The following is a 21124-nucleotide window of genomic DNA, read 5'->3' as shown; positions in this document are numbered from 1 at the left end:
ATGTCAGAACCTTACCTCGGAGAGATCCGCCTGATGTCGTACCCCTTTCCGCCCAAGGGCTGGTTGCCGTGCCAGGGGCAGATACTGCCCATCAACACGAACACGGCCCTGTTCTCGCTGCTGGGCACCACCTACGGCGGCAACGGCACCACCACGTTCCAGCTTCCGGATCTGCGCGGGCGGGCTGTCGCGCATGCAGCGCCCAGCGCACCGCAAGGCACCATGGCAGGGCAAGAGACGGTGGCGCTGACGTCGAGCCAGATGCCGGCGCACATCCACGCCGTGATGGCAGCAGCCGGCAACGCCAACAGCGCCGAGTTCAATGGAGCGCTGGTCAGCGGTGCCGTGGCCGGCGGCAGCCCTGCGAACCTGTACGCAGAGGCCAGCAGTCCCGTGCAGGCCCTGTCGCCCGCCTGTGTCGGTACGCAGGGCGGCAGCCAACCGCACGAGAACTGCCAGCCGTCCCTGGTGCTGAACTACTGCATCGCCGTGTCAGGGATCTACCCTTCCCGCAACTGACGGGGCGGACCGCCTGATCGACCCATCCACTGATTGAAAGACACACCATGGAAAGCTTTATCGGCGATATCCGCCTTTTTGCCGGCACCTTTGCGCCGCGGGGCTGGATGCTGTGCAACGGCGCTGTGCTCAGCATCAGCCAGTACGACACGCTGTTCTCACTCATCGGAACGACCTACGGCGGCGATGGCCAATCCACGTTCGCCCTGCCGGACCTGCGGGGCCGGGTGCCGGTCGGGCAGGGGCAGGGCCCGGGCCTGACGAACCGGGTGATCGGGGGGGTGTACGGCAGCGAGAACGTCACCCTGGTGCCCAACCAGATGCCGCAGCACACCCACACGCTCAACGCAAGCACCGCCACGGCGACCAGTGCCCAGCCAGCCGGGCAACTGTTCGCGCAGACGGGGTCGGACAAGTTCTATGGCCCGCCGCCCGCCACCGACCCCCAGCCGCAGGCCATGGCGGCCAACGCCGTGACGCCTGCCGGCGGCAGCCAGCCGCATACCAACATCATGCCCAGCATGGCCATCAACTACATCATTGCCGTCGAAGGCATCTACCCCACCCGCAACTGAGCGACAGGAGCACCTTATGGATCAGTTCATCGGGGAAATCCGGGCATTTCCCTTCAACTTCGCGCCCAAGAACTGGGCACTGTGCAATGGCCAGCTGCTGGCTATCTCCAGCAACACGGCTTTGTTCTCGATCATCGGAACCTACTACGGAGGAGATGGGAGGGTCACGTTCGGCCTGCCCAACCTGCAAAGCCGCGTGATCGTCAGCCCCGGCCAAGGTCCGGGCCTGAGCGAATGGGTCCTCGGGGAGACGCAAGGGTCCGACAACGTGACGTTGCTGTCCACCGAAATACCGATGCACAGCCACCAGATCACTGGCATGAACAATGCCGGCACCGAAACCGCACCCAACGGCACGTGCTACCTGAGCCGCGATGTGCGGGGGGGCACCGGCACCATTCAATACATGCAGACGGGCGGCAGCCCCTCGGCCGCCATGGCGCCCAACACGCTGCTGCCCAGTGGCGGGACACTGCCCCATGAAAATCGGCAGCCCTTCTTGGTGCTGAACTACTGCATCGCTTTGCAGGGCGAGTACCCCGCCCGCAACTGACGCTGCCTGCACAACGCTCCCGGGTGGCTGAGTGGCCGCTTCGGGGGCGTGTTCTCAGTGCCTATTCCCACATGCCGCAGACACTGCATTTCATTTCCGGTCTCCCGCGTTCAGGGTCCACCCTGCTCGCGGGCATCCTGCGCCAGAACCCGCGCTTTCACGCCGCCATGAGCAGCCCCGTGGCCAGTCTCGTCAACGGGGCGCTGGAACAGATGGGGGCCGGCAGCGAGTCCTATTCCTTTTTCGACACGGCCAAGCGCAAGGCCATCTGCCGCGCCTTGATCGACGCCTACTACGCCGACAAGACGGAGTCCGTCATCTTCGATACCAACCGGCATTGGACGGCGCGCATGCACCAGCTGGTGGCGCTGGTGGACGGCTTCAAGATGATCTGCTGCGTGCGCAACCCCGCGTGGGTGATGGACAGCTTCGAGGTCATCCATCGCAAAAACCCCTTTGACTACAGCCGCATGTACAACGCGGGGAGCCGGCAGACGGTCTACTCGCGCTGCGAGGTCATGATGTCCGCCGGCGGCTCCGTGGGCAGCGCGTGGACCGCGCTGAAAGAAGCCTACTACGGCGAGTATTCCGACCGGTTGCTGCTAGTGGACTACGACCTGCTCACCCAACACCCCCGGCGCACGCTGGAGCTGATCTATCGCTTCATCGGCGAGCCCTGGTTCGAGCATGACTTCGACAATGTCGAGTACTCGGAAAACGAGTTCGACCAGAACCTGGGCGTCAAGGGTCTGCACGATGTCAAAAAAAAGGTGGCGTTCAAGCCGCGCCGCAGTATCCTTCCGCCCGATCTTTTCGCGAAGTACCAGGAGATGGACTTCTGGCAAGACCAGACCGGTACCTCGGCCAGCATCGTCGCCCCCCGTCGGGCCAACGCTCAGAACACGCAAACCCTCAAGGACACTCCATGAATCGTGCCCTGCTTGGCGGCCTTTCCACGCTGCTGTTCCCTTTTGCCGCCCATGCTGCCGCCACCGCGGCCGGGGGCTACCTTCTGCGTGGCGGCTACCAGCCGCGCAGCCATGCACGTCTTCAGGTGGATGCCCTGCACACCGCGCTGCATGCGCCCCGCCTGCCTCATGCGCGCCAGAAACCCCAGGCTGCGAGCCCCCGGCAGCGGCAGGCTGCTGAACCGGCCGACATTGCGGGCCTGGAGATCGTGCAGCCGTCCGTGACCACCGAACTGGTGGTCATCGACGGGGCGGTCAACGACAAGGCCACGCTGTACCGCGGCCTCAAGCCCGGGGTGGTGGCGGTGGAAATCGATCCCTCGCGCCCCGGCCTGCCCCAGCTGGCCGATGCCTTGCGCCGCCATCGCAATCTGGCGGCCATCCACGTGGTTTCGCACGCCAGCGCTGGGGTGCTTTTGCTGGGCAGCAGCCGCATCACGCCCGAAAACGCCCACGAGGAATTGGCCGCGCTGTCCACCCTGCGCGAAGCGGTGCGCCCCGGCGCCGACCTGCTGTTCTATGGCTGCGACATGGCGGCGGGCGCCGAGGGCGACGGATTGCTGGACATCATTCAGCAGCACACGGGTCTGGATGTGGCGGCGTCCAGCAACCTCACGGGCAGCCCCGCGCTGGGAGGTGACTGGGACCTGGAGGTGGTGCGCGGAAACATCGAAACCACCGTGGCGTTCTCGGACAAGGCGCTGAAGGATTTCTCGCACGTGCTGGTGGCATCGGATGGCACCAAGACCTTTTCGTCGGGCTGGACGGACAACAACACCAGCCTGAACTCCACGGACTTTGTCGTGACGGGCAAAGACATTGGCGGCACGCCCATTTCCAACATCAGCATCTATTCCTTAGCACCCAATCCCGCCTATCTGCAGACTGGGTACAACACCACCACCACCGGCACGTATTTCCACGTGGCGGCAGACGGCGTCAACACCGGAACATTCGAACTCACCGGGTTGGCTGCTGGCGAGTACGGCACTGGGCAATTCACCAATGTGCAGGTCATCGGCATCCTGCCGAACGACACCACCGTCTCGTCAAGCGTCCTGACGGGAACGGGAACCGCGGGCGAATCCTTCAATTTCGGGCCTGGCCAGCTGGCCAGTTTCTCGGGCGTCAAGCTCAAGGCGTTCAAGCTGGTTTTCGACACCAACAGCGGCTCCAGTAGCAAGCCCTTCTTTGAATTCCGCAGCTTCACGATCCAGGGTGCGGTGGCCCCGCTGCCCAACGTCACGGACGGCCGCATCAGCATCTCGGGCGCCACAGGCACCGGTGGGGCCTACAAGATCGGCGACACCGTCACAGCCACCTGGAACAACACCGCTGGCGGCGACAACAACAGCGGCATCACCGGCGTGACCGTGGACTTCAGCCAGTTCGGCGGCGGCGCTGCGGTGGCAGCGACCAATAGCGCCAACACCTGGACAGCCACCTACACCATCACCTCCGGCGCCATCGACGCCACCAATCGCAACGTCAGCGTCACGGCCACCAATGCGGGTGGCAACACCACCACGGCCGACACCACCAATGCCACGGTCGACAGCATCGCACCCACGGTCACGGACGGGCGCATCAGCATCAGCGGCGCCACGGGCTTCGGAGGCGCCTTCAAGATCGGCGACACCGTCACCGCCACCTGGAACAACACGGCCGGCGGCGACAACAACAGCGACACCATCAGCAGCGCGACGGTGAACTTCACGCAGTTCGGGGGTGGCGCCGCAGTGGCCGCCAGCAACAGCTCCGGCACCTGGACGGCGACCTACACCATCGTGGCGGGTGCCATTGCGGCGACCAACCGCAACGTCACCGTCACGGCCACCGACAACGCGGGCAATGCCACCAGTTCGAGCGACACCACCAACGCCACGGTGGACAACATCGCGCCCGCGGTCAGCAGCATCGTCGTGAGCGGCTCGCCGGGCAGCGGCGATACCAGCATGGCCTTCACGGTGAACTTCAGCGAATCGGTGGCCAATATTTCCACCGACGACTTCACACTGGTGGGCACCGGATCTGCCGCGGGCAGCATCGCCAGCGTGTCCGCGAGCACGGGATCGAGCGTCGATGTGAACATCACCGGCATCAGCGGCTCGGGCACGCTCAAGATCAATCTCAACGGCGGCACCAACATCGTCGATGGCGTGGGCAATTCCGCGCCAGCGTTCACCGCCGGCAGCACGCACACCGTCAATGTGCTCACGGCGCCGGGTGCTCCGACCATCGGTACCGCCACGGCGGGGGATGCCCAGGCTTCCGTGACTTTCTCTGCGCCCGTCAGCAACGGGGGCTCGGCCATCACCACCTACACCGCCACGGCCAACCCGGGCGGCGCCACGGGCAGCTGCGCGGGCCCGGCAGCCTGCGTGGCCACGGTCACGGGGCTGACCAACGGCTTGTCCTACACCTTCACCGTGACGGCCACGAACGGCGTGGGCACCAGCGCGCCCTCTGCGGCGTCCAACGCCGTCACGCCCAAGGGCAACCAGACCATCACCTTTGCCAACCCGGGCGCGCAGAACTACGGCACGGCGCCCACACTCAGCGCCACCGCCACTTCGGGGCTCGCGGTGACGTTCTCCTCCAGCACCACCGGCGTGTGCACGATCACACCGACCGGTACGTTGACCTTCGTCACGGCAGGCTCCTGCACCATCGATGCCGACCAGTCGGGCAACGGCACCTGGAATGCGGCCGCGACGGTCTCCCGCACCTTCACGGTCAACGCCATCGTGCCCGGCGCGCCCACCATCGGCACCGCCACGGCGGGCGATACTGCGGCCACGGTAACGTTCACCGCACCGGCCAGTACCGGCGGGGCGGCCATCACGGGCTATACGGCGACGGCCAACCCAGGTGGGGCAACTGGCACGGCGGCAGCCTCGCCGATCAGCGTGACCGGCCTGACCAACGGCGTGGCCTACACCTTCACGGTGACTGCCACCAACAGTGCGGGAACAGGCCCGGCGTCCGCGGCCTCCAACGCCGTCACGCCCAAGGCCGCGCAGACCATCACCTTCGCCAATCCCGGTGCGCAGAACTACGGCACCAGCCCGGATCTGTCCGTCCTGGGCGGGGGCGCCTCGGCGACCTCCGGGCTGCCGGTCACGTTCACATCGTCCACCACGGGCGTGTGCACGATTACATCGGGTGGGGTGCTGACCTTCATCACGGCGGGTACCTGCACCATCAACGCCGATCAGGCCGGCAATGCCAGCTACCTCCCGGCAACGCAGGTGAGCCGGTCATTCACGGTCAACCCCATCGTTCCGGGCGCTCCCACCATCGGTACCGCCATCGCAGGCGACACCCAGGCATCGGTGGCATTCACTGCACCCACGAATACCGGCGGGACCACCATCACTGGCTACACGGTGACGGTGAGTCCGCCTCACGTGGCTCCGGTCAACGGCGCCGCCTCGCCCATCGTGGTGAATGGGCTGACCAATGGTCAGGCGTATACCTTCACCGTCACCGCAGACAACGTGGCGGGCACCGGGCCGGCATCGGCGCCTTCCAACAGCGTCACACCCGCGGCCACGCAAACCATCACCTTCAACAACCCGGGCCCGCAGAACTTCGGCACCTCGCCCACGCTCACAGCCACATCGGACTCGGGGCTCACGCCGACCTTCACGTCGTCAACGCTCAGCGTGTGCACCATCACACCGACGGGGGTATTGACGTTCCTGACGGCAGGCACCTGCACGATCAATGCGGACCAGCCTGGCAACGGCAGCTATCTGGCGGCCCCGCAGGTCACCCGCAGCTTTGCTGTCATTGCTGTGCTGTCGGTGTCCGGTCCGGTGCCCGGCATGGTGGGCACGGGCACGGCCACGCTGTCCGGCGGCGGCGCCACCTGCACCTTGAGCCCTGGCGCCACTGGTTTCATGACGCCGGCCACGACGCCGCCCGGCCGCACCCTACCGCATGGAGGCTTCGCCTTCCTGGCCACGGGCTGCACGGGCAGCGTCACCCTGACGCTGGTCTACCCGGAGGCCTTGCCGACCGGCGTGCAGTTCTGGAAGTTCGGCCCTGCCACCGCCGGTGCGCCCACGTCCACCTGGTTCACCTGGTCGGGCGCCACCCTCAGCGCCGACCGCCTCACCGTCAGCTACACCGTGGCGGACAACGGCGTGGGCGATGCCAACGCTGCCGTGGGCAGCATCCAGGATCCGTTCGCGCCCGCGCTGGCGGCGGCCGGCGCGATCGGTGTGCCCGTCAACAACCCCTGGGCCCTGGCGGCGCTGGCCGCCCTGCTGGCGGGACTGGGGCTGCACCGCCGCCGCGCCGGTGTGCGAAACGTGCAGCGGTGACCGCGTGAATCACTGCATCGCGGGGCCAGGGGTCCCGCGATGGGGGCGCTGCTGCTGCGAATCGCTATATAAAACATAGCTGTTGGCGCTTGATCTGCGGGCGCGATGGCCCATTTTGGGGCTCGAAATAACCTGGCCCAGTGCAGCCCGCGCGGCGGCTGGGGAAGGGGGTAGCGGAACAATCGGTGAAAATCGGCGCGGGCGCTATGCCCTCGGCCGTCTCCCTTGTCTTCCCCTCTTCACTCGCTCGCGCACACCGTGCCGCCATCTCCCTCGCCTTTGCCAGGCGCTGCAGCCTCGCAGCCCCATCCCACCCCCGCGCGCGCCGCCGCCATGACGGCGCTGGAGCGCCGCTCCAGCATCAGCCTGGCGCTGATCTTTGCGCTGCGCATGCTCGGCCTGTTCCTGGTGCTGCCTGTTTTTGCCCTGGAGGCGCGGAAGTACCCCGGTGGCGACGACCCTGCTCTGGTAGGGCTGGCCATGGGCATCTACGGCCTCACGCAGGCCGTGCTGCAACTTCCCTTGGGCATCGCATCTGACCGGTTTGGGCGCAAACGCGTGATCGTGCTGGGCCTCCTGGTCTTTGCTGCGGGCAGCCTGGTGGCAGCGTTGGCGGATTCGCTCACGGGTCTGCTGGTGGGGCGGGCGCTTCAAGGGGCCGGAGCGGTGTCGGCCGCCGTCACCGCGCTGCTTGCAGACCAGACACGCGACGCCGTGCGCACCAAGGCCATGGCCCTGGTGGGGGGCAGTATCGGCCTCATGTTTGCGGTGGCGCTGGTGGCAGCGCCGGCGCTGGCGGCCATGTGGGGACTGGCGGGCCTGTTCGGCCTGACCTGCGGCTTGGCGCTGGCGGGAGTGGCCGTGGTCATCTGGTGGGTGCCGCCGGAGTCGACGCAGCACGCCGAGGTCCCGCGCGGCCGGCTGGCGGATGTGTGGGGCCATGCGGACCTGCTGCGCCTGAACCTGGGCGTGTTCGTGCTGCACACGGTACAACTGTCCATGTGGGTCGCCGTGCCCGCCATGCTGGTGCAGGCGGGCTTGGCCAAGGACCACCACTGGCAGGTTTACCTGCCCGCCGTAGTGTTGTCGTTTGCTGCCATGGGCGGACTGTTTGCGCTGGAACGCGGCGGCCGGCTGCGGGCGGCCTTGCTCGGGGCCATTGCACTCGTGCTGTTGGTCCAGGCGGGCCTGGGCGTGCTGGCTGCCAGCGGCAACACGCCCACGCTGTGGGTGCTGGGGCCGCTGCTGTTCATCTTCTTCTGCGGGTTCAATGCACTTGAAGCCAGCCAGCCCAGCCTGGTGTCGCGCATGGCACCCACCCAGCTGCGCGGCGCCGCGCTGGGCACCTACAACACACTGCAGTCTCTGGGATTGTTTGCCGGCGGGGCACTGGGCGGCGCCCTCGTGAAGTGGGCCGGCACGCCGGGCCTGTTCGCGGCCACTGCGGCGCTCACAGCCCTGTGGCTGGTGCTGACCTGGCCCCTTCGCCCTGTGGGACGTGGCGGCCACTGACCGCTTCCGGTTGCGGCACAATGGCACGCTTGGCGCCTGGACTCTCCTTCAAATCCGGCGCTTTTCTATTTCTCTTTAAGGCACAGCATCACCATGGCATCCGTAAACAAAGTCATCATCGTTGGCAATCTGGGCCGCGACCCCGAAATGCGCACTTTCCCCAGTGGCGACCAGGTGGCCAATGTGACGATCGCCACCACGGACAAGTGGAAAGACAAGCAGTCTGGCGAAATGCGGGAAGCCACCGAATGGCACCGTGTGGTCTTCAACGGCCGCCTGGCCGAAATCGCGGGCCAGTACCTGCGCAAGGGCTCGCAGGTGTATGTGGAAGGTTCGCTGCGCACCCGCAAATGGACCGACCAGAACGGCGTGGAGAAGTACAGCACCGAGATCCGTGCTGATCAGATGCAGATGCTGGGCAGCCGGCAGGGCATGGGCGGCCAGGGCGGCGGACAACAGGGTGGCGGCTATGACGATGGCTACAGCGACCAGGGTGGCGGGTACGACCAAGCCCCCCGCCGTGCCGCGCCCCCACCACGGCCCATGGCCGCACCGGCCCAGCGCCCCGCACCCGCCCCGGCAGCGCAGGCACCCCGCGCCGCCTCGGGCTTTGACGACATGGATGACGACATTCCCTTCTGATCGATCATCCGGGGGCAAGCCTCGGGGAGATAAGCCGCAGCCCATCGCCATGGCGATGGGCTTTTTTTTGCCCTTGCGCCCCACACGCCTCACGAGCGGTATGAGCGGCGAGAGCAAGCCCTGCCTCTCTCACTGGCTTGCCGTTGCGACCTCGGGCACCTTTTTCGCAATTTGAACAGGCCCTAACCGATCCGAGCAGCGTCCGCCCCTCTGGTTTGTCCAGTGCGGCGCGGCTGCCACGCATCCAACAATTTCTTACAACGGATACGCCAAACTCAAGGATCATCGCGGGCTCGTCGCGAAGGCTGGTTGCGGCCCGAGCGCGAGTTCCGGAACGCTTGCCGTTTCAAAACCAAAAACAACATTCAAGCCACAACGAGAGGGAGCGCCATGCCAGGCTTTGTTCGCAAAATTCTGATTTTCATCACCGGTTACGCGTGGCTGGTGTTGCTGGCCGGGCCGGGCCTGATCGCGCTGTCGGTGTACAGCAGCTGGAAGGCCGACGGCGATCATGCTTACGCGGCCAAGGAGAGCCTGCAGAGCGTCTCAGGCAAGGTGACCCAGGCCTCGGAAGTCACCGTCAAGCGCAAGCGCCGCGCCACGAAGCACTACTACGAGCTCACCGTGCAGCCGGAGTCGGCAGGCGCTGAGGCACGCAAGCTGCGCATCGACTACAGCGTCCCGCAGGACCTGGTGGCGAACCTCATCGACGAAAAGATTGCCGCGCTGGTCGATCACAGTGAAAGCGACTTGGTCTATGAGGTGTCCGTTGGCGGTACGACGGTCCTCAGCTACGAGGCGACGCGCCAGCGCATGCAGGCGGAAGCGGCCTCGTCCGCGCAGTCGTTCAGTGGTGCGGGCATGTGGATCCTGGCGATTGTGCTCACGCTGGTGGGTGCTGCCGGGGTGTGGTCCAACCGCAAGCTGCGCGCCGCGGACCCGGCGCAACTCGCAGCCGCCTGAACCGTATCCAATTCAAGCGAGAGGGAGGGAGGAGCGCCCCGCCGGGGCATCTCCCGATAGTTACAAAAACCACCGGAGGAAAAATATGAATCCCAATGCCATCACCCCTTCGAGCCCCGAGGGCGCGCCGTTTGAGCGGCGCGATTTCATAGTCTCAACCTACAAGCACCTGGGCGCAGCCCTGGTGGCGTTCGTGGTGCTGTCGTCCGTGCTGATGATGACCGGTTTTTCGGGCACAACCGCCAAGCTGCTGCTGGCCAGCGGCAACAAGTTCCTGTGGCTGGGCGTCATGGGGGCGTTCATGCTGGTGGGCTGGCTGGCTTCCTACCTGGCCGACAACTCGGAGAACCCGCAGACGCAGCTCATGGGCCTGGGGCTGTACGTGCTCGCAGAAGGTTTGATCTTCGCGCCGATGTTCGGCATCGCGCAGATGGTTGCGCCCGGCGCCATTGGCGCCGCCGCATTCATCACGCTGCTGCTGGTGGGCGCGCTGACCTGGACGGCCTTCACCACCAAAACAGACTTCTCGTTCCTGGGCGGCATCCTCAAGGTAGGTGGCCTGGTGGCACTGGGAACCATCATTGCGGGCGCCATCTTTGGCTTCAAGCTGGGCATCTGGTTCTCCGGCATCATGGTGCTGTTTGCCGGGGCCTGCGTGCTGTACGACACCTCGCGCATCATCCGCGACTACCCGGCCGACCGCCCAGCGGGCGCCGCGCTGCACCTGTTTGCGTCCATCGCGCTCATGCTCTGGTATGTGCTGCGCATCCTGATCAGCCTGGCGACCAGCGACGATTGATGGATTGGTGGATCAGGCCGGCATAGCGACCCAGCCAGCAAGCAAAAGGCCGCAGCGTTCACCGCTGCGGCCTTTTTGTTTTTGCCTTGTCCTGCGCGGATGGACGCAAAGCAGGCCCTGGCGCCTGTCATTCAAGTGCAGTCAGCTATCAAATCAGGCGCATTTCCGTGGGCCGGCTATCCGCCCGCTGCAGCCGGCATGGCGTCCACCGCAGGCTGCAGGCTGTCCACCGCGGCAATCACCCCGCCGCCCAGGCAGACGTCCCCGTCGTACAGCACCGCGCTTTGACCCGGCGTGACGGCCCATTGGGCGTCGGCGAACTGCAGCGCGAAACCGTCGGGGGTGTTCTTCAGCGTGCAGGCAGCATCCTGCTGCCGATAGCGCGTCTTGGCGGCATAGGCGCCGGGCCCGGGGGGCTGGCCTGCGCACCAGCTCACGTCCTGCGCCACCAGGCTGTGGGATAGCAGCCAGGGGTGGTCATGTCCCTGCACCACGCGCAGCGTGTTTTTCTCCAGGTCCTTGCGGGCCACGAACCACGGTTCATGCGCGCCGCCGCCACGCTGCGCGCCTTTTTCCTTTACGCCGCCAATGCCCAGGCCCTGGCGTTGGCCCAGCGTGTAGAACGACAGGCCCACGTGTTGTCCCAGCTTGCGCCCCCGGTCGTCCAGGATGGGACCGGGTGCGTGGCTGATGTAGCGATTCAGAAATTCGCGGAACGGCCGCTCGCCGATGAAGCAGATCCCGGTCGAATCCTTCTTCTTGGCATTGGGCAGGCCGATTTCCTCGGCAATGCGGCGCACCTCGGTCTTGTGCAACTCGCCCACCGGGAACATGGTCTTGGACAGTTGCGCCTGATTCAGGCGGTGCAGGAAGTAGCTCTGGTCCTTGGAAGGGTCGAGGCCCTTGAGCAGTTCGAACAGGCCGGTTTGCGCGTTCTGCCGCACGCGGGCGTAGTGCCCCGTGGCGATTTTTTCGGCGCCCAGGCGCATCGCATGGTCGAGGAACGCCTTGAACTTGATCTCGGCATTGCACAGCACGTCGGGGTTGGGCGTGCGGCCGGCCTGGTACTCGCGCAGGAACTCGGCAAACACGCGGTCCTTGTAGTCGGCCGCAAAATTCACATGCTCGATCTCGATGCCGATCACATCGGCCACGGCGGCGGCGTCCACGAAGTCCACGTTGGACGAGCAGTATTCGCTGTCGTCGTCATCTTCCCAGTTCTTCATGAAGATGCCGACCACCTCATGGCCTTGTTGCTTGAGCAGGTAGGCGGTCACGGCCGAGTCCACGCCGCCGGAGAGGCCGACGACGACGCGGTGTTTGGGGGATGCTGTCATTCCCCCGATTGTATTTTTTCGGGCCTCTGGGCGCTGCGCGGCCTCGCATTGCGGGTGGCCACCAGCAGGTCATAGAGCTGCTGGGCTGCGGGCGACAGGGATTTTCCCCGGCGCTTGATGAGCCCCATCTGGCGCGTCACCACTGGATCCACCAGCGGAATGCTGACCAGCGTGGGGTGGTCCTTGCCCGGCATGGCCAAGCTGGGCACGGCCGCCACGCCCAGGCCGGCCTCCACCAGGCCCAGCAGCGTGGTCACGTGCTTGGCTTCGTACAGGCACTGGGGCCGGTCGGGCACGTTGGCCAGCGCCAGGTCCATGAGCAGGCGGTTGCCCGAGGTCTTGCCCACCGACATGAAGTCGTGCTGGCCCAGCTCCGCCCAGGTCACCTTCTTGCGCCGCGCCAGCACATGGTCGCGCCGGCAGGCGGCCACAAAACGCTCGGCCAGCACGGGCTTGAACTCGATCTCGGCCTCCTGGCTGCCGATGAAGTTCAGGCCAAAGTCTGCATCGCCCTGCGCCACGGCCACCAGCACCTCGTTGGCGCTGGCGTCGTGCACCTTGACGCGGATCTTTGGGAAACGCTCGTGGTAGCGCTTGACCACCTGCGGCAGAAAGTAATACACAGCCGAAGGCACGCAGGCAATCGTCACCTCGCCCATGCGCCGCGCGGCCACGTCGCCCAGGCCCATGAGCATGCCGTCCAGGTCGTCCAGCCACACGCGGGTCTTGCGCGCAAAGTCGCGGCCCACGGCCGTGAGCGTGACGCGGCGCGTGGTGCGGTCGAGCAGGCGCACACCCAGCGCTTCTTCGAGCTTGTCGATGCGGCGGCTGAACGCGGGCTGCGACAGGTGGATGGCGTCGGCCGCCGCGCGAAAGCTCTGCAGCTCGGCCACGGCCGCAAAGGCCTGAATGTCGGCAAGGTCGAATTTGTTGTTCATCGGGCGTCCTTCATGTGCGCTTGGGGGTGCATGCAGCGTTGCAAGCCGTGCATCAAACGATCAGAACATTGCAATTCACGGCCGTGATTGGAGCATGTACAAGCTGCCTGAGCCTATTGCACAACATGCATCAATCATTGCCAACAATGCAATTCACAGATCAGCGAAGGCGTCGCACCATGCCGATCCATGAGCACCAACATTCCTTGCGTTCTGATGCGTGGCGGCACTTCCCGGGGGCCGTTCTTCCTGGCCGACTGGCTGCCGCGTGACCCTGAGGCCCGCGACCGCACACTGATTGCGGCCCTGGGCTCGCCGCATGAGCTGCAGATTGACGGTCTGGGCGGCGGCAACTCGCTGACCAGCAAAGTCGCCATCGTCTCGCGCTCCACGCAGCCCGACTGCGATGTGGACTACCTGTTTGCCCAGGTCAGCGTGCAGGAGGCCCGTGTGGACACCAGGCCCAACTGCGGCAACATGCTGGCCGGTGTGGGGCCCTTCGCCATCGAGCAGGGGCTGGTCCCCGCAGACCGCGAAGGCCAGACCACCACCGTGCGGGTCTACAACGTCAATACCCGCTCCCGCATCGACGTGCAGGTGTGCACGGCGGGCGGCCAGGTGCACTACGACGGCGATGTGCGCATCGACGGCGTGCAGGGCACGGCCGCCCCCGTGCTGATGAACTTCCTGGACGCCTGGGGCGCCGTCACCGGGCAGATCTTTCCCACCGGCCAGCGCATCGACACCATCCAGGGCCTGCAGGTCACCTGCATCGACGCAGCGCAGGTGATGGTGCTGGTGCGCGCCGCCGACCTGGGCCTGCGCGGCGACGAGACACCCGCCGAGCTGGACGCCAACACCGCCTTGCTCGAACGCCTGGAGGCCCTGCGCCTCGAAGCGGGCCAGCGCATGGGCATGGGCGATGTGACCCACAGCGTGCTGCCCAAGCCGGTGATCGTGTCGCCGGGCACATCGCCAGGCAGTGTGGTGTCGCGCTACTTCACCCCCCACCAGTGCCACCGCTCCCATGCCGTGACGGGCGCGATTGGCGTGGCGGCGGCCTCGGTACTGCCGGGCACGGTGGCCACCGACGAACGGCATGTACCCGCCGCCGGGCTGCGCCGCGTGGAGGTGCAGCACCCGGCAGGCCGCATCCAGGTGGAGGTGGAGCTCAGCGAGGTGGAGGGCCAGTTCAGGCTGGTGCAGGCCGCACTGGTGCGCACCGCCCGAAAGATTCTGGAAGGCACGCTGTTTGTGCCCGAAAGCGCCCCCGCGCACTGAGCGCCCTTCCAACGGTTTCGACGATTCCAACCATTACGACAGGAGACAAACCATGACCCGTTCCATTCACTCCACCACGCGCCGTACGGCGCTGACCACCGCCGCGCTGGCGCTCGCGTCCAGCGCCCTCTGGGCTGCTGGCGCCGCACACGCAGCGTTTCCAGACAAACCCATCACGCTGGTCGTTCCCACCGCCGCCGGTGGCGGCAATGACGGCATGGCGCGCGTGGTGGCGCTCAAGCTCTCCACCCTGCTGGGGCAGCAGGTCATCGTGGAGAACAAGGCCGGGGCCAATGGCGCCATTGCGGCCGAATACGTGGCCCGTGCGGCACCCGACGGGCACACCATTTTGTTCGGCTACATCGGCACCCACGGCATGAGCCCCGCGCTGCAGAAGCTGCGCTATGACCCCATCACGCAGTTCGAGCCGATTGGCATGGTGAGCTATTCGCCCACCCTGATGGTGGTGAACCCCAAGGTGCCCGCCAAGACGGTGAGCGAGCTGGTGGCGCTGACCAAGGCCAAGCCCACCGACTTCAACTACGCGTCGGCGGGCAACGGCACGGCCCCGCACTTCTCGGCCGAAATCTTCAAGCTGGAAAGCGGCGCCCAGATGGCCCATGTGCCCTACCGGGGCGCTGCACCAGCCATGAACGACACCATGGCCGGGCAGACGCAGGTGATGTTCCCCAGCCTGTTCTCGGCCTACCCGCATGTCAAGAACGGCAAGCTGCGCGCGCTGGCTCTGGCCGGACCCAAGCGCTCGTCGCTGCTGCCCGATGTGCCCACGCTGGAAGAGGCGGGCGTCAAAGGCGTGGAGATCACCCAGTGGTATGCGCTGTTCGCGCCCGGCAAGACGCCACGCCCGGTGATCGACCTGCTCAACAAGACCCTGAACACCGCACTGGCCGACAAGGACGTGGTGCGCCGCATCGAGGAGCAAGGCGCGGTGGTGGACACCAGCACGCCCGAGCAACTGGCCCTGACCGTGAAGCAGGAACTTGCCAAGTGGAAGGGCGTGGTGCTGAAGGCCCAGCTCACCCCGGACTGACTGGTGCCGAGGGAGGCCCAGCGGGTCGCGTGAGAGCCATGCTGCCCGCCCAAATTTCAACAACAGGAGACATGCATGAAGAAAATTGTGGCAGCGACTTGCGCTGCATTCGTCGGCCCCTGCGCCATGGCGCAGAACGCGGACGTGACGCTGTACGGCGTGGTGGACCTGGGCCTGCGCAACGGCAGCGGCCTCACCGCATCCAACGCCCCGGCACCGGGCTCCACCCACAGCCTGGGCAGCGGCATCCACACCACCAGCCGCTGGGGCCTGCGGGGCAGCGAAGACCTGGGTGGTGGCGCCAAGGCGCTGTTCAACCTGGAGAGCGGCCTCAACGCTGACACCGGCGCGCCCGCCAACGCCAGCAAGTACTTCGACCGGGCGTCGTGGGTGGGCCTGCAAGGCGGGTGGGGCACGCTGGCCCTGGGCCGCCAGACCACCACGCTGGCCGACGCCATCTCGCCCGTGGACCCGCTGGCCATGCGTTTTGCCAGCTTCAACCCCAACATCGGAGTGACCGCACTGAGCCAGCATGGCCTGGGCATCGAATACGGCAGCGCAGGCGCCACATCGGGTTCGTACCGGCTCGACAATTCGCTCAAGTACACGGGGCGTTTTGGCGGCTTCACGGCGCGTGCCATGTGGGGTATCGGCGAAGTCGCATCGCAGGCCTCGGCCCTGTCGTCACGCGGTGTGGGCTTGGCCTGGGCTGCTGATGGCTTCGTGGTATCCGGCGCCTACCAGAGCTTCAACGACACCAACAAGCGCTCGCTGGACGCCACCACGCTGGGCGCCGCCTACCAGTGGGGCAGCGTGCGTCTGGCTGCCAATGCAGGCCGCAACAAGGCCGAGACGGCGGCGGGTCGCTTCACCGTGCAGCGCGTGTTGTCCGCCGGTGGTACCTGGGCGGCCACGCCCTGGGTGGACCTGACAGCGGCGTACTACAAGGTGGACCGATCGCGCACTGGCGCCTCCGACGACGGCTACGGCCGCCTGGTGGCGTTTGCCGAATACAAGCTCTCGCGCCGCACGAAGGTGTATGCCGAGCTGGACAACACCCGCTGGCGCAACGGCTTCCAGGGCGCGGCCAACAAGGCCACGGCCACCGGCATCTCGGCCGGTGTGGTGCACACGTTCTGAGCAGGTCTCAAACAAACTTGCCGGTGATGCCCCCGTCCACCACCAGCTCGGTGCCGGTCACGTAGGCGGCGGCATCGCTGGCGAGGAACGCGCAGGCATGGGCCACATCCCAGGCGGTGCCCATGCGGCCCATGGGCACCTGGCGGGCGCGCGCGGCGCGGGCTTCGTCAAGGCTGGTGTCCGAGAACATCTTCGCCACCGTGGTGGCAATGCGCGGCGTGTCGATGAGCCCCGGCACCACCGTGTTGGCACGCACGCCCTGGCCAGCGTACTGCTGGGCCACCATGCGCGTGAAGTGCGTGACGGCCGCCTTGGTCACCCCGTAGGCCAGGTGCGGGTAGCCGAGGTAGCGCATGCCCGCGATGGACGAGATCGCAATGATGGAGCCCCGCCCGCGCTCCACCATGCCGGGCAGCACCTGCTGGCAGGCCAGCAGCAGGCTGTTCACGTTGACAGAATGGATGCGGTCGAAGTCTTCGGTGCTCGTCTCCAGCGGTCCGCCGGTCTTGCCGATGCCCACGTTGTGGTGCAGCACGTCGATGGCGCCGCCAAAGCGCTCGCGCGCCTGGGCAAACAGGCGCTGCACGCCGGCAGCATCCGCCACGTCGCCCACCAGGGTGGCGGCCGTGCCGCCCTCGGCGTGGATGAACGCCGTGGTCTCCTCGGCCGAGACCGCGTCGCGGTCTACCACGCACACGCTGGCGCCCAGGCGCGCGTAGGTCACGCAGGCGGCGCGGCCAATACTCCACCCGGGGCCGGCGGACCCACCGCCCGCCACGAAGACCACGCGGCCCGACAAGTCCAGCGGCAGCGCGGGGGGCAGGCTCTTTGGCGCGCTCATGGCGCCAGCCCCACGGTCATGCCGCCGCACACGTACACCACCTGGCCCGTGGTGAAGCCCGCGCGCGCATCGAGCAGCGAGGCCACTAGGTGCGCCACCTCTTCGGGCTGACCCATGCGGCGCAGTGGGATGGTGTCCAGGATGCGCTGCGTGGCCGGCGCGCCGGGCGGGTTCACGCGCTCGAACAGCTCCGTGGCGATGGGGCCAGGGCCGATCGCGTTGGCCGTGATGCCGTCGGCGCCCAACTCCAGCGCCAGCGTGCGCGTGAAGCCGTGCAGCGCGGCCTTGCTGGCGGCGTAGGCAATGCGTTCTGCCTTGCCGAGCGCCGCGCGGCTGGAGATGTTGACGATGCGCCCAAAGCGGGCCGCGCGCATGGCCGGGAGCAGGGCCTGCACGCAGGCCATGGAGGCAGCCAGATTCACGTCCATCACCGCCTGCAGGTCTGCGCGGGTGGCGGTGTCGATGCCTGCGGGCCGCACGATGCCCGCGTTGTTCACCAGGCGGGTGATCGGTCGCGCGGCCACGGTGCGATTCAGGGCCTCGCGCAGCGCAGCCTCGTCAGCCACATCCACATGCACGAAGGTCTCCTGCGCCGCCAGGGCCTCGGGCGCGGCGATGTCAAAGTTCACGACCTGCAGGCCGTCAGCCATGAGTCGTGTGGCCACGGCGCGGCCGATGCCGCGGCTGGCGCCCGTGACGAGCACCGTCTCCTCCCGGCTGCTGCTGCCGCTCATGCCTGCACGTCCTTTCCGCCCACGAAGGGGATGGCGTGCTCCACCGTGTCCCAGATGAAGCGGCCCGAAGGGCTTTGCTGCTCTTCCACAATGTGCGCCACCAGCCCGGCCGCGCGCGAGATCACTGCAAAACCGCGCATCACGGCCGTGGGCACGCCGATCTCGCCCAGCAGCGCGGCCACAGCGCCCGTGGCGTTGATGGTGATGGGGCGGCCTGCGACCTCGTCCACGGCCTTGGACAGCGTCTCCAGCGCGCGGATCTTGTCGCCCTGCAGCTCGGGCTCGGCACGGCCCATCTCCAGCAGTTTGTAGGCGCGCGGGTCTACCGGTTTGTGCAGGTGGTGGCCAAAGCCGGGCACGGGGGACCTGAGGCCCTTGTAGCGGCGTGCGATGGCTAACGCTTCCGCCTCAGGGTCTTGCGCTGCCGCGATCCGGTCGAGCAGGCCCGAGCAGTTCTCCATGGTGCCCACGAAGGAGCTGCCCACGGCCAGCAGGCCCGCGCTCACGGCGCCTTGCAGGTTCTCGGGCGCGCTCATGTAGATGAGCCGCGTGGCAATGGCGCTGGGCGTGAGGCCGTGCTCCATGAGCACGATGAGCACCACGTCGGTGATGCGCAGATCCACGCCGCGCGGCGTGCGGCCCAGGATCTGCATCAGCATCACCTCGGTGAAGGTCTTCTTTCCCATCAAGTCCTCCACCAGGTTCGCATCGCGGTAATGCAGGCTGGTGAGGGTGTGGGTGCACAGGCGGGTGACGGGGGTCTTGGAAGCAGGGTGGGTCATGAAATGGGTTCCTTCGTTCAGGCAGTGGCCGTACCGGCCAGGGCCGCATCGCGCACGGCGGACTTGAGCACCTTGCCCACAGGCGAGCGCGGCAGGCTTTCGTGAAAGTGGATGCGCTTGGGCGTCTGCACCGGGCCCAGGCGTTCGCGCACAAAGGCGATCAGCTCGGCCTCGCTGGCCTGCTCGCCGGGCCGCAGTTGCACGGCGGCCTGTACGGTCTCGCCCCACTTGTCGTCGGGCAGGCCGAACACGGTGCATTCGTGCACCGCAGGGTGCTGGCCCAGTGCGTTCTCCACGTCCACGGGGTAGACGTTGAAACCGCCGGTGATCACCATGTCCTTGAGCCGGTCCTTGAGGTAGAGAAACCCCCGCTCGTCGATCAGGCCCCGGTCGCCCGTGTGCAGCCAGCCGTCCACCAGGATCTCGGCGGTCTTCTCGGGCAGGCGCCAGTAGCCGGTCATCAGCAGGTCGCCCCGCGCCACCACCTCGCCCACCTCGCCAGGGGGCAGCAGGCGGCCATCGGGCGCCATGATGGCCACGTCGCTGAACCAGGTGGTGCGGCCCACCGAGGCCAGGTTGCGCTTGTCCTCGAAGTCCTCGGGGCACAGCACGGTGAGGATCTGCGGCGCCTCGGTCTGGCCGTAGGTGGTGCCCAGCACCGGGCCGAAGAAGTCGCGCACCTGGCGGATCTTGTCGGGCGGCATGGGCGCGCCGCCGTAGATGAGCCGGCGCAGGCGCGGAAAGTCCGCGCGCGACGCGCCGGGCAGCGCCATCAGCATGTAGACCAGCGTGGGCGGCATGAAGCACACCGTGCCGCCGCGTTCGCGGAAGGCCGTGCGCACCGCCTCGGCGCCCGCTCCCGCCAGCACCACATGGCAGCCACCTTGTGCCAGGATGGGCAGGATGTACGTGGAGGTGCCGTGGGTGATGGGTGCGGCCACGATGTAGCGCTCGTGCTCGTCAAAGCCCCAGGCGTGGATCTGGTTGGTGATGTTGGCCATCCACGCGCGGTAGGGCTGCATCACCCCCTTGGGTGCGCCGGTGGTGCCGCCGGTGAACTTGATGGCCTGGGTGGCGTCATCCGGCAGGTCCAGCTGCGGGCGTGGCGCGCCAGCGTGCGCAGCGGCCAGGCTGGCCAGCGTGGCGGTGCCATCGACGGCCTGCGCGCCGGTCAGCACGCGGGCACCGGGCGCGCCTTCGAGCAGGTCGGCGCACGCGGCATCCAGCACCAGCAGGGTGGGCTCGGTGGCGTCGATGATGCGGCGGATCTCGGGCCGCGTGCTCTTGGGATTGAGCGGCACCCACACCTTGCCGCAGGCCAGCACGGCCAGCAGCGCGGCGATGTGGTCGGCGCTGTTGCCCGCGCAAATGCCCACGCGGCTTTGGGGCGTAGGGTCGATGGCGGTGAAGCCCGCCGCGAGCGCTGCCACGCGGGCGGCCAGCGCGTCGTAGCGGATGGCGCCCTCGGGCGCGTCGATGGCAATGCGGTCAGGCCAGCGCTGGGCGGCCCGCCAGAAGAAGTCGATGGGATACATGAAAGAGGTGAGGTTGTGTGGGTGATCTGTCACTCGGCCGATGCGCCGGACTCTTTCACCACTTCGCGCCACCGCTTTATCTCGGCGGCGGCGAACTGGCGCATCTTGTCGGGGGTGCCACCGTCGGGCGTGGCGGCCAGCTCCTGCAGGCGCGTGCGCACCTCGGGCTGGGCCAGCACCTTGTTCAGGGCGGTGTTGACCTGCTCGACCACGGCGCGCGGTGTGCCCGCCGGTGCGGCCAGGCCAAACCACGACTGCACGTCAAAGCCCGCATAGCCCGACTCGGCCAGCGTCGGCACATCTGGCAGCAGGGGCGAGCGCTGGGCACTGGTGATGGCAATGGCGCGCAGCTTGCCCGCCTGCACATGCGGCAGGGCCGACGGGGTGTTGTCGAACATCGAATCCACCTGGCCGCCCAGCAGGTCGGTGACGGCGGGCGCGCTGCCCCGGTAAGGCACATGCAGCATCTTGAGCTTGGACTGCATCTTGAACATCTCACCCGAGAGGTGGATGGACGAGCCGCTGCCCGATGACGCAAACGTGATGCCGTCCTTGGACTCCTTGGCGTAGCGCACGTAGTCGGCCAGGTTCTTGATGGGCAGCTTGGGGTTGACCACCAGGAT

General features: G+C 67.0%; 19 protein-coding genes. 12 read left to right on the top strand and 7 right to left on the bottom strand.

Annotated features, from left to right (window positions below; all coding sequences use genetic code 11):
- From MRY84_RS11945 to MRY84_RS11905, 9 genes are all read left to right on the top strand, one after another.
- The gene (locus tag MRY84_RS11945; RefSeq protein WP_291505951.1) at nucleotides 1-519 is read left to right on the top strand and encodes a tail fiber protein; all 519 of its coding nucleotides are present in this window, start codon (nucleotides 1-3) and stop codon (nucleotides 517-519) included.
- 47 nt (nucleotides 520-566) lie between these two features.
- Nucleotides 567-1094, top strand: coding sequence for a tail fiber protein (locus MRY84_RS11940; protein ID WP_291505950.1), 528 nt, complete (start codon nucleotides 567-569; stop codon nucleotides 1092-1094).
- Nucleotides 1095-1110: 16 nt separating this feature from the next.
- Nucleotides 1111-1647 (top strand): tail fiber protein, encoded by a 537-nt coding sequence (locus MRY84_RS11935; RefSeq protein WP_291505949.1) that lies wholly within the window; start codon nucleotides 1111-1113, stop codon nucleotides 1645-1647.
- A gap of 71 nt (nucleotides 1648-1718) precedes the next feature.
- Nucleotides 1719-2576 carry a sulfotransferase gene (locus tag MRY84_RS11930; RefSeq protein ID WP_291505948.1) on the top strand — a complete coding sequence of 286 codons (858 nt, stop codon included), beginning with the start codon at nucleotides 1719-1721 and terminating at the stop codon, nucleotides 2574-2576.
- Entirely contained in the window at nucleotides 2573-6946 is a 4374-nt protein-coding gene (locus MRY84_RS11925; RefSeq protein ID WP_291505947.1) for an IPTL-CTERM sorting domain-containing protein, read from the top strand. The genes MRY84_RS11930 and MRY84_RS11925 overlap by 4 nt, the downstream gene beginning before the upstream one ends.
- 333 nt (nucleotides 6947-7279) lie before the next feature.
- Complete coding sequence (locus MRY84_RS11920) at nucleotides 7280-8458, top strand: MFS transporter (RefSeq protein ID WP_291505963.1); 1179 nt, start codon at nucleotides 7280-7282, stop codon at nucleotides 8456-8458.
- Nucleotides 8459-8551: 93 nt separating this feature from the next.
- Entirely contained in the window at nucleotides 8552-9100 is a 549-nt protein-coding gene (gene ssb / locus MRY84_RS11915; RefSeq protein WP_291505946.1) for a single-stranded DNA-binding protein, read from the top strand.
- Between the two features lie 390 nt (nucleotides 9101-9490).
- Nucleotides 9491-10063, top strand: a complete 573-nt coding sequence (locus tag MRY84_RS11910) for a hypothetical protein (RefSeq protein WP_291505945.1) — start codon at nucleotides 9491-9493, stop codon at nucleotides 10061-10063.
- Between the two features lie 85 nt (nucleotides 10064-10148).
- Nucleotides 10149-10862, top strand: a complete 714-nt coding sequence (locus MRY84_RS11905; protein WP_291505944.1) for a Bax inhibitor-1 family protein — start codon at nucleotides 10149-10151, stop codon at nucleotides 10860-10862.
- A 176-nt stretch (nucleotides 10863-11038) separates the two neighbouring features.
- Here the strand turns inward: MRY84_RS11905 and mnmA are convergent, their stop codons facing one another.
- The gene (gene mnmA / locus MRY84_RS11900; RefSeq protein ID WP_291505943.1) at nucleotides 11039-12199 is read right to left on the bottom strand and encodes a tRNA 2-thiouridine(34) synthase MnmA; all 1161 of its coding nucleotides are present in this window, start codon (nucleotides 12197-12199) and stop codon (nucleotides 11039-11041) included.
- Nucleotides 12196-13137, bottom strand: a complete 942-nt coding sequence (locus MRY84_RS11895) for a LysR family transcriptional regulator (RefSeq protein WP_291505942.1) — start codon at nucleotides 13135-13137, stop codon at nucleotides 12196-12198. Before MRY84_RS11895 ends, mnmA begins: the two co-directional genes overlap by 4 nt.
- 189 nt (nucleotides 13138-13326) lie before the next feature.
- Between MRY84_RS11895 and MRY84_RS11890 the strand changes: the two genes are divergently transcribed.
- The 3 genes from MRY84_RS11890 to MRY84_RS11880 all read left to right on the top strand — a co-directional run bounded on the left by MRY84_RS11890 (nucleotide 13327) and on the right by MRY84_RS11880 (nucleotide 16609).
- A complete protein-coding gene (locus MRY84_RS11890) occupies nucleotides 13327-14418 on the top strand; it encodes a 4-oxalomesaconate tautomerase (RefSeq protein ID WP_291505941.1) in 1092 nt (363 codons plus the stop codon).
- A 52-nt stretch (nucleotides 14419-14470) separates the two neighbouring features.
- The gene (locus MRY84_RS11885) at nucleotides 14471-15469 is read left to right on the top strand and encodes a tripartite tricarboxylate transporter substrate binding protein (RefSeq protein WP_291505940.1); all 999 of its coding nucleotides are present in this window, start codon (nucleotides 14471-14473) and stop codon (nucleotides 15467-15469) included.
- Nucleotides 15470-15544: 75 nt separating this feature from the next.
- Nucleotides 15545-16609 (top strand): porin, encoded by a 1065-nt coding sequence (locus MRY84_RS11880; protein WP_291505939.1) that lies wholly within the window; start codon nucleotides 15545-15547, stop codon nucleotides 16607-16609.
- 7 nt (nucleotides 16610-16616) lie between these two features.
- On the opposite strand, the gene MRY84_RS11875 is transcribed toward MRY84_RS11880, so the two are convergent.
- From MRY84_RS11875 to MRY84_RS11855, 5 genes are all read right to left on the bottom strand, one after another.
- Nucleotides 16617-17450 (bottom strand): SDR family NAD(P)-dependent oxidoreductase, encoded by an 834-nt coding sequence (locus MRY84_RS11875; protein ID WP_291505938.1) that lies wholly within the window; start codon nucleotides 17448-17450, stop codon nucleotides 16617-16619.
- Nucleotides 17447-18184 (bottom strand): SDR family oxidoreductase, encoded by a 738-nt coding sequence (locus MRY84_RS11870; RefSeq protein ID WP_291505937.1) that lies wholly within the window; start codon nucleotides 18182-18184, stop codon nucleotides 17447-17449. The genes MRY84_RS11875 and MRY84_RS11870 overlap by 4 nt, the downstream gene beginning before the upstream one ends.
- Nucleotides 18181-18966, bottom strand: coding sequence for a citryl-CoA lyase (locus MRY84_RS11865; protein WP_291505936.1), 786 nt, complete (start codon nucleotides 18964-18966; stop codon nucleotides 18181-18183). Before MRY84_RS11865 ends, MRY84_RS11870 begins: the two co-directional genes overlap by 4 nt.
- Before the next feature lie 17 nt (nucleotides 18967-18983).
- On the bottom strand, nucleotides 18984-20501 hold the full coding sequence (locus MRY84_RS11860) for an AMP-binding protein (protein ID WP_291505935.1): 1518 nt from the start codon (nucleotides 20499-20501) through the stop codon (nucleotides 18984-18986).
- Between the two features lie 29 nt (nucleotides 20502-20530).
- Nucleotides 20531-21124 (bottom strand): tripartite tricarboxylate transporter substrate-binding protein (locus MRY84_RS11855; protein ID WP_291505934.1); only part of this gene is annotated, 594 nt, incomplete at its 5' end.

Source organism: Acidovorax sp. (genome assembly GCF_022763525.1).
GTDB lineage: Bacteria > Pseudomonadota > Gammaproteobacteria > Burkholderiales > Burkholderiaceae_C > Acidovorax.
This window is presented reverse-complemented; position numbering and strand designations above follow the sequence as displayed.

Coding starts and splice junctions, on each gene's coding strand:
- MRY84_RS11945 (WP_291505951.1), top strand. CDS start 1: ATGTCAGAACCTTACCTCGGAGAGATCCGCCTGATGTCGTACCCCTTT.
- MRY84_RS11940 (WP_291505950.1), top strand. CDS start 567: ATGGAAAGCTTTATCGGCGATATCCGCCTTTTTGCCGGCACCTTTGCG.
- MRY84_RS11935 (WP_291505949.1), top strand. CDS start 1,111: ATGGATCAGTTCATCGGGGAAATCCGGGCATTTCCCTTCAACTTCGCG.
- MRY84_RS11930 (WP_291505948.1), top strand. CDS start 1,719: ATGCCGCAGACACTGCATTTCATTTCCGGTCTCCCGCGTTCAGGGTCC.
- MRY84_RS11925 (WP_291505947.1), top strand. CDS start 2,573: ATGAATCGTGCCCTGCTTGGCGGCCTTTCCACGCTGCTGTTCCCTTTT.
- MRY84_RS11920 (WP_291505963.1), top strand. CDS start 7,280: ATGACGGCGCTGGAGCGCCGCTCCAGCATCAGCCTGGCGCTGATCTTT.
- ssb (WP_291505946.1), top strand. CDS start 8,552: ATGGCATCCGTAAACAAAGTCATCATCGTTGGCAATCTGGGCCGCGAC.
- MRY84_RS11910 (WP_291505945.1), top strand. CDS start 9,491: ATGCCAGGCTTTGTTCGCAAAATTCTGATTTTCATCACCGGTTACGCG.
- MRY84_RS11905 (WP_291505944.1), top strand. CDS start 10,149: ATGAATCCCAATGCCATCACCCCTTCGAGCCCCGAGGGCGCGCCGTTT.
- mnmA (WP_291505943.1), bottom strand. CDS start 12,199: ATGACAGCATCCCCCAAACACCGCGTCGTCGTCGGCCTCTCCGGCGGC.
- MRY84_RS11895 (WP_291505942.1), bottom strand. CDS start 13,137: ATGAACAACAAATTCGACCTTGCCGACATTCAGGCCTTTGCGGCCGTG.
- MRY84_RS11890 (WP_291505941.1), top strand. CDS start 13,327: ATGAGCACCAACATTCCTTGCGTTCTGATGCGTGGCGGCACTTCCCGG.
- MRY84_RS11885 (WP_291505940.1), top strand. CDS start 14,471: ATGACCCGTTCCATTCACTCCACCACGCGCCGTACGGCGCTGACCACC.
- MRY84_RS11880 (WP_291505939.1), top strand. CDS start 15,545: ATGAAGAAAATTGTGGCAGCGACTTGCGCTGCATTCGTCGGCCCCTGC.
- MRY84_RS11875 (WP_291505938.1), bottom strand. CDS start 17,450: ATGAGCGCGCCAAAGAGCCTGCCCCCCGCGCTGCCGCTGGACTTGTCG.
- MRY84_RS11870 (WP_291505937.1), bottom strand. CDS start 18,184: ATGAGCGGCAGCAGCAGCCGGGAGGAGACGGTGCTCGTCACGGGCGCC.
- MRY84_RS11865 (WP_291505936.1), bottom strand. CDS start 18,966: ATGACCCACCCTGCTTCCAAGACCCCCGTCACCCGCCTGTGCACCCAC.
- MRY84_RS11860 (WP_291505935.1), bottom strand. CDS start 20,501: ATGTATCCCATCGACTTCTTCTGGCGGGCCGCCCAGCGCTGGCCTGAC.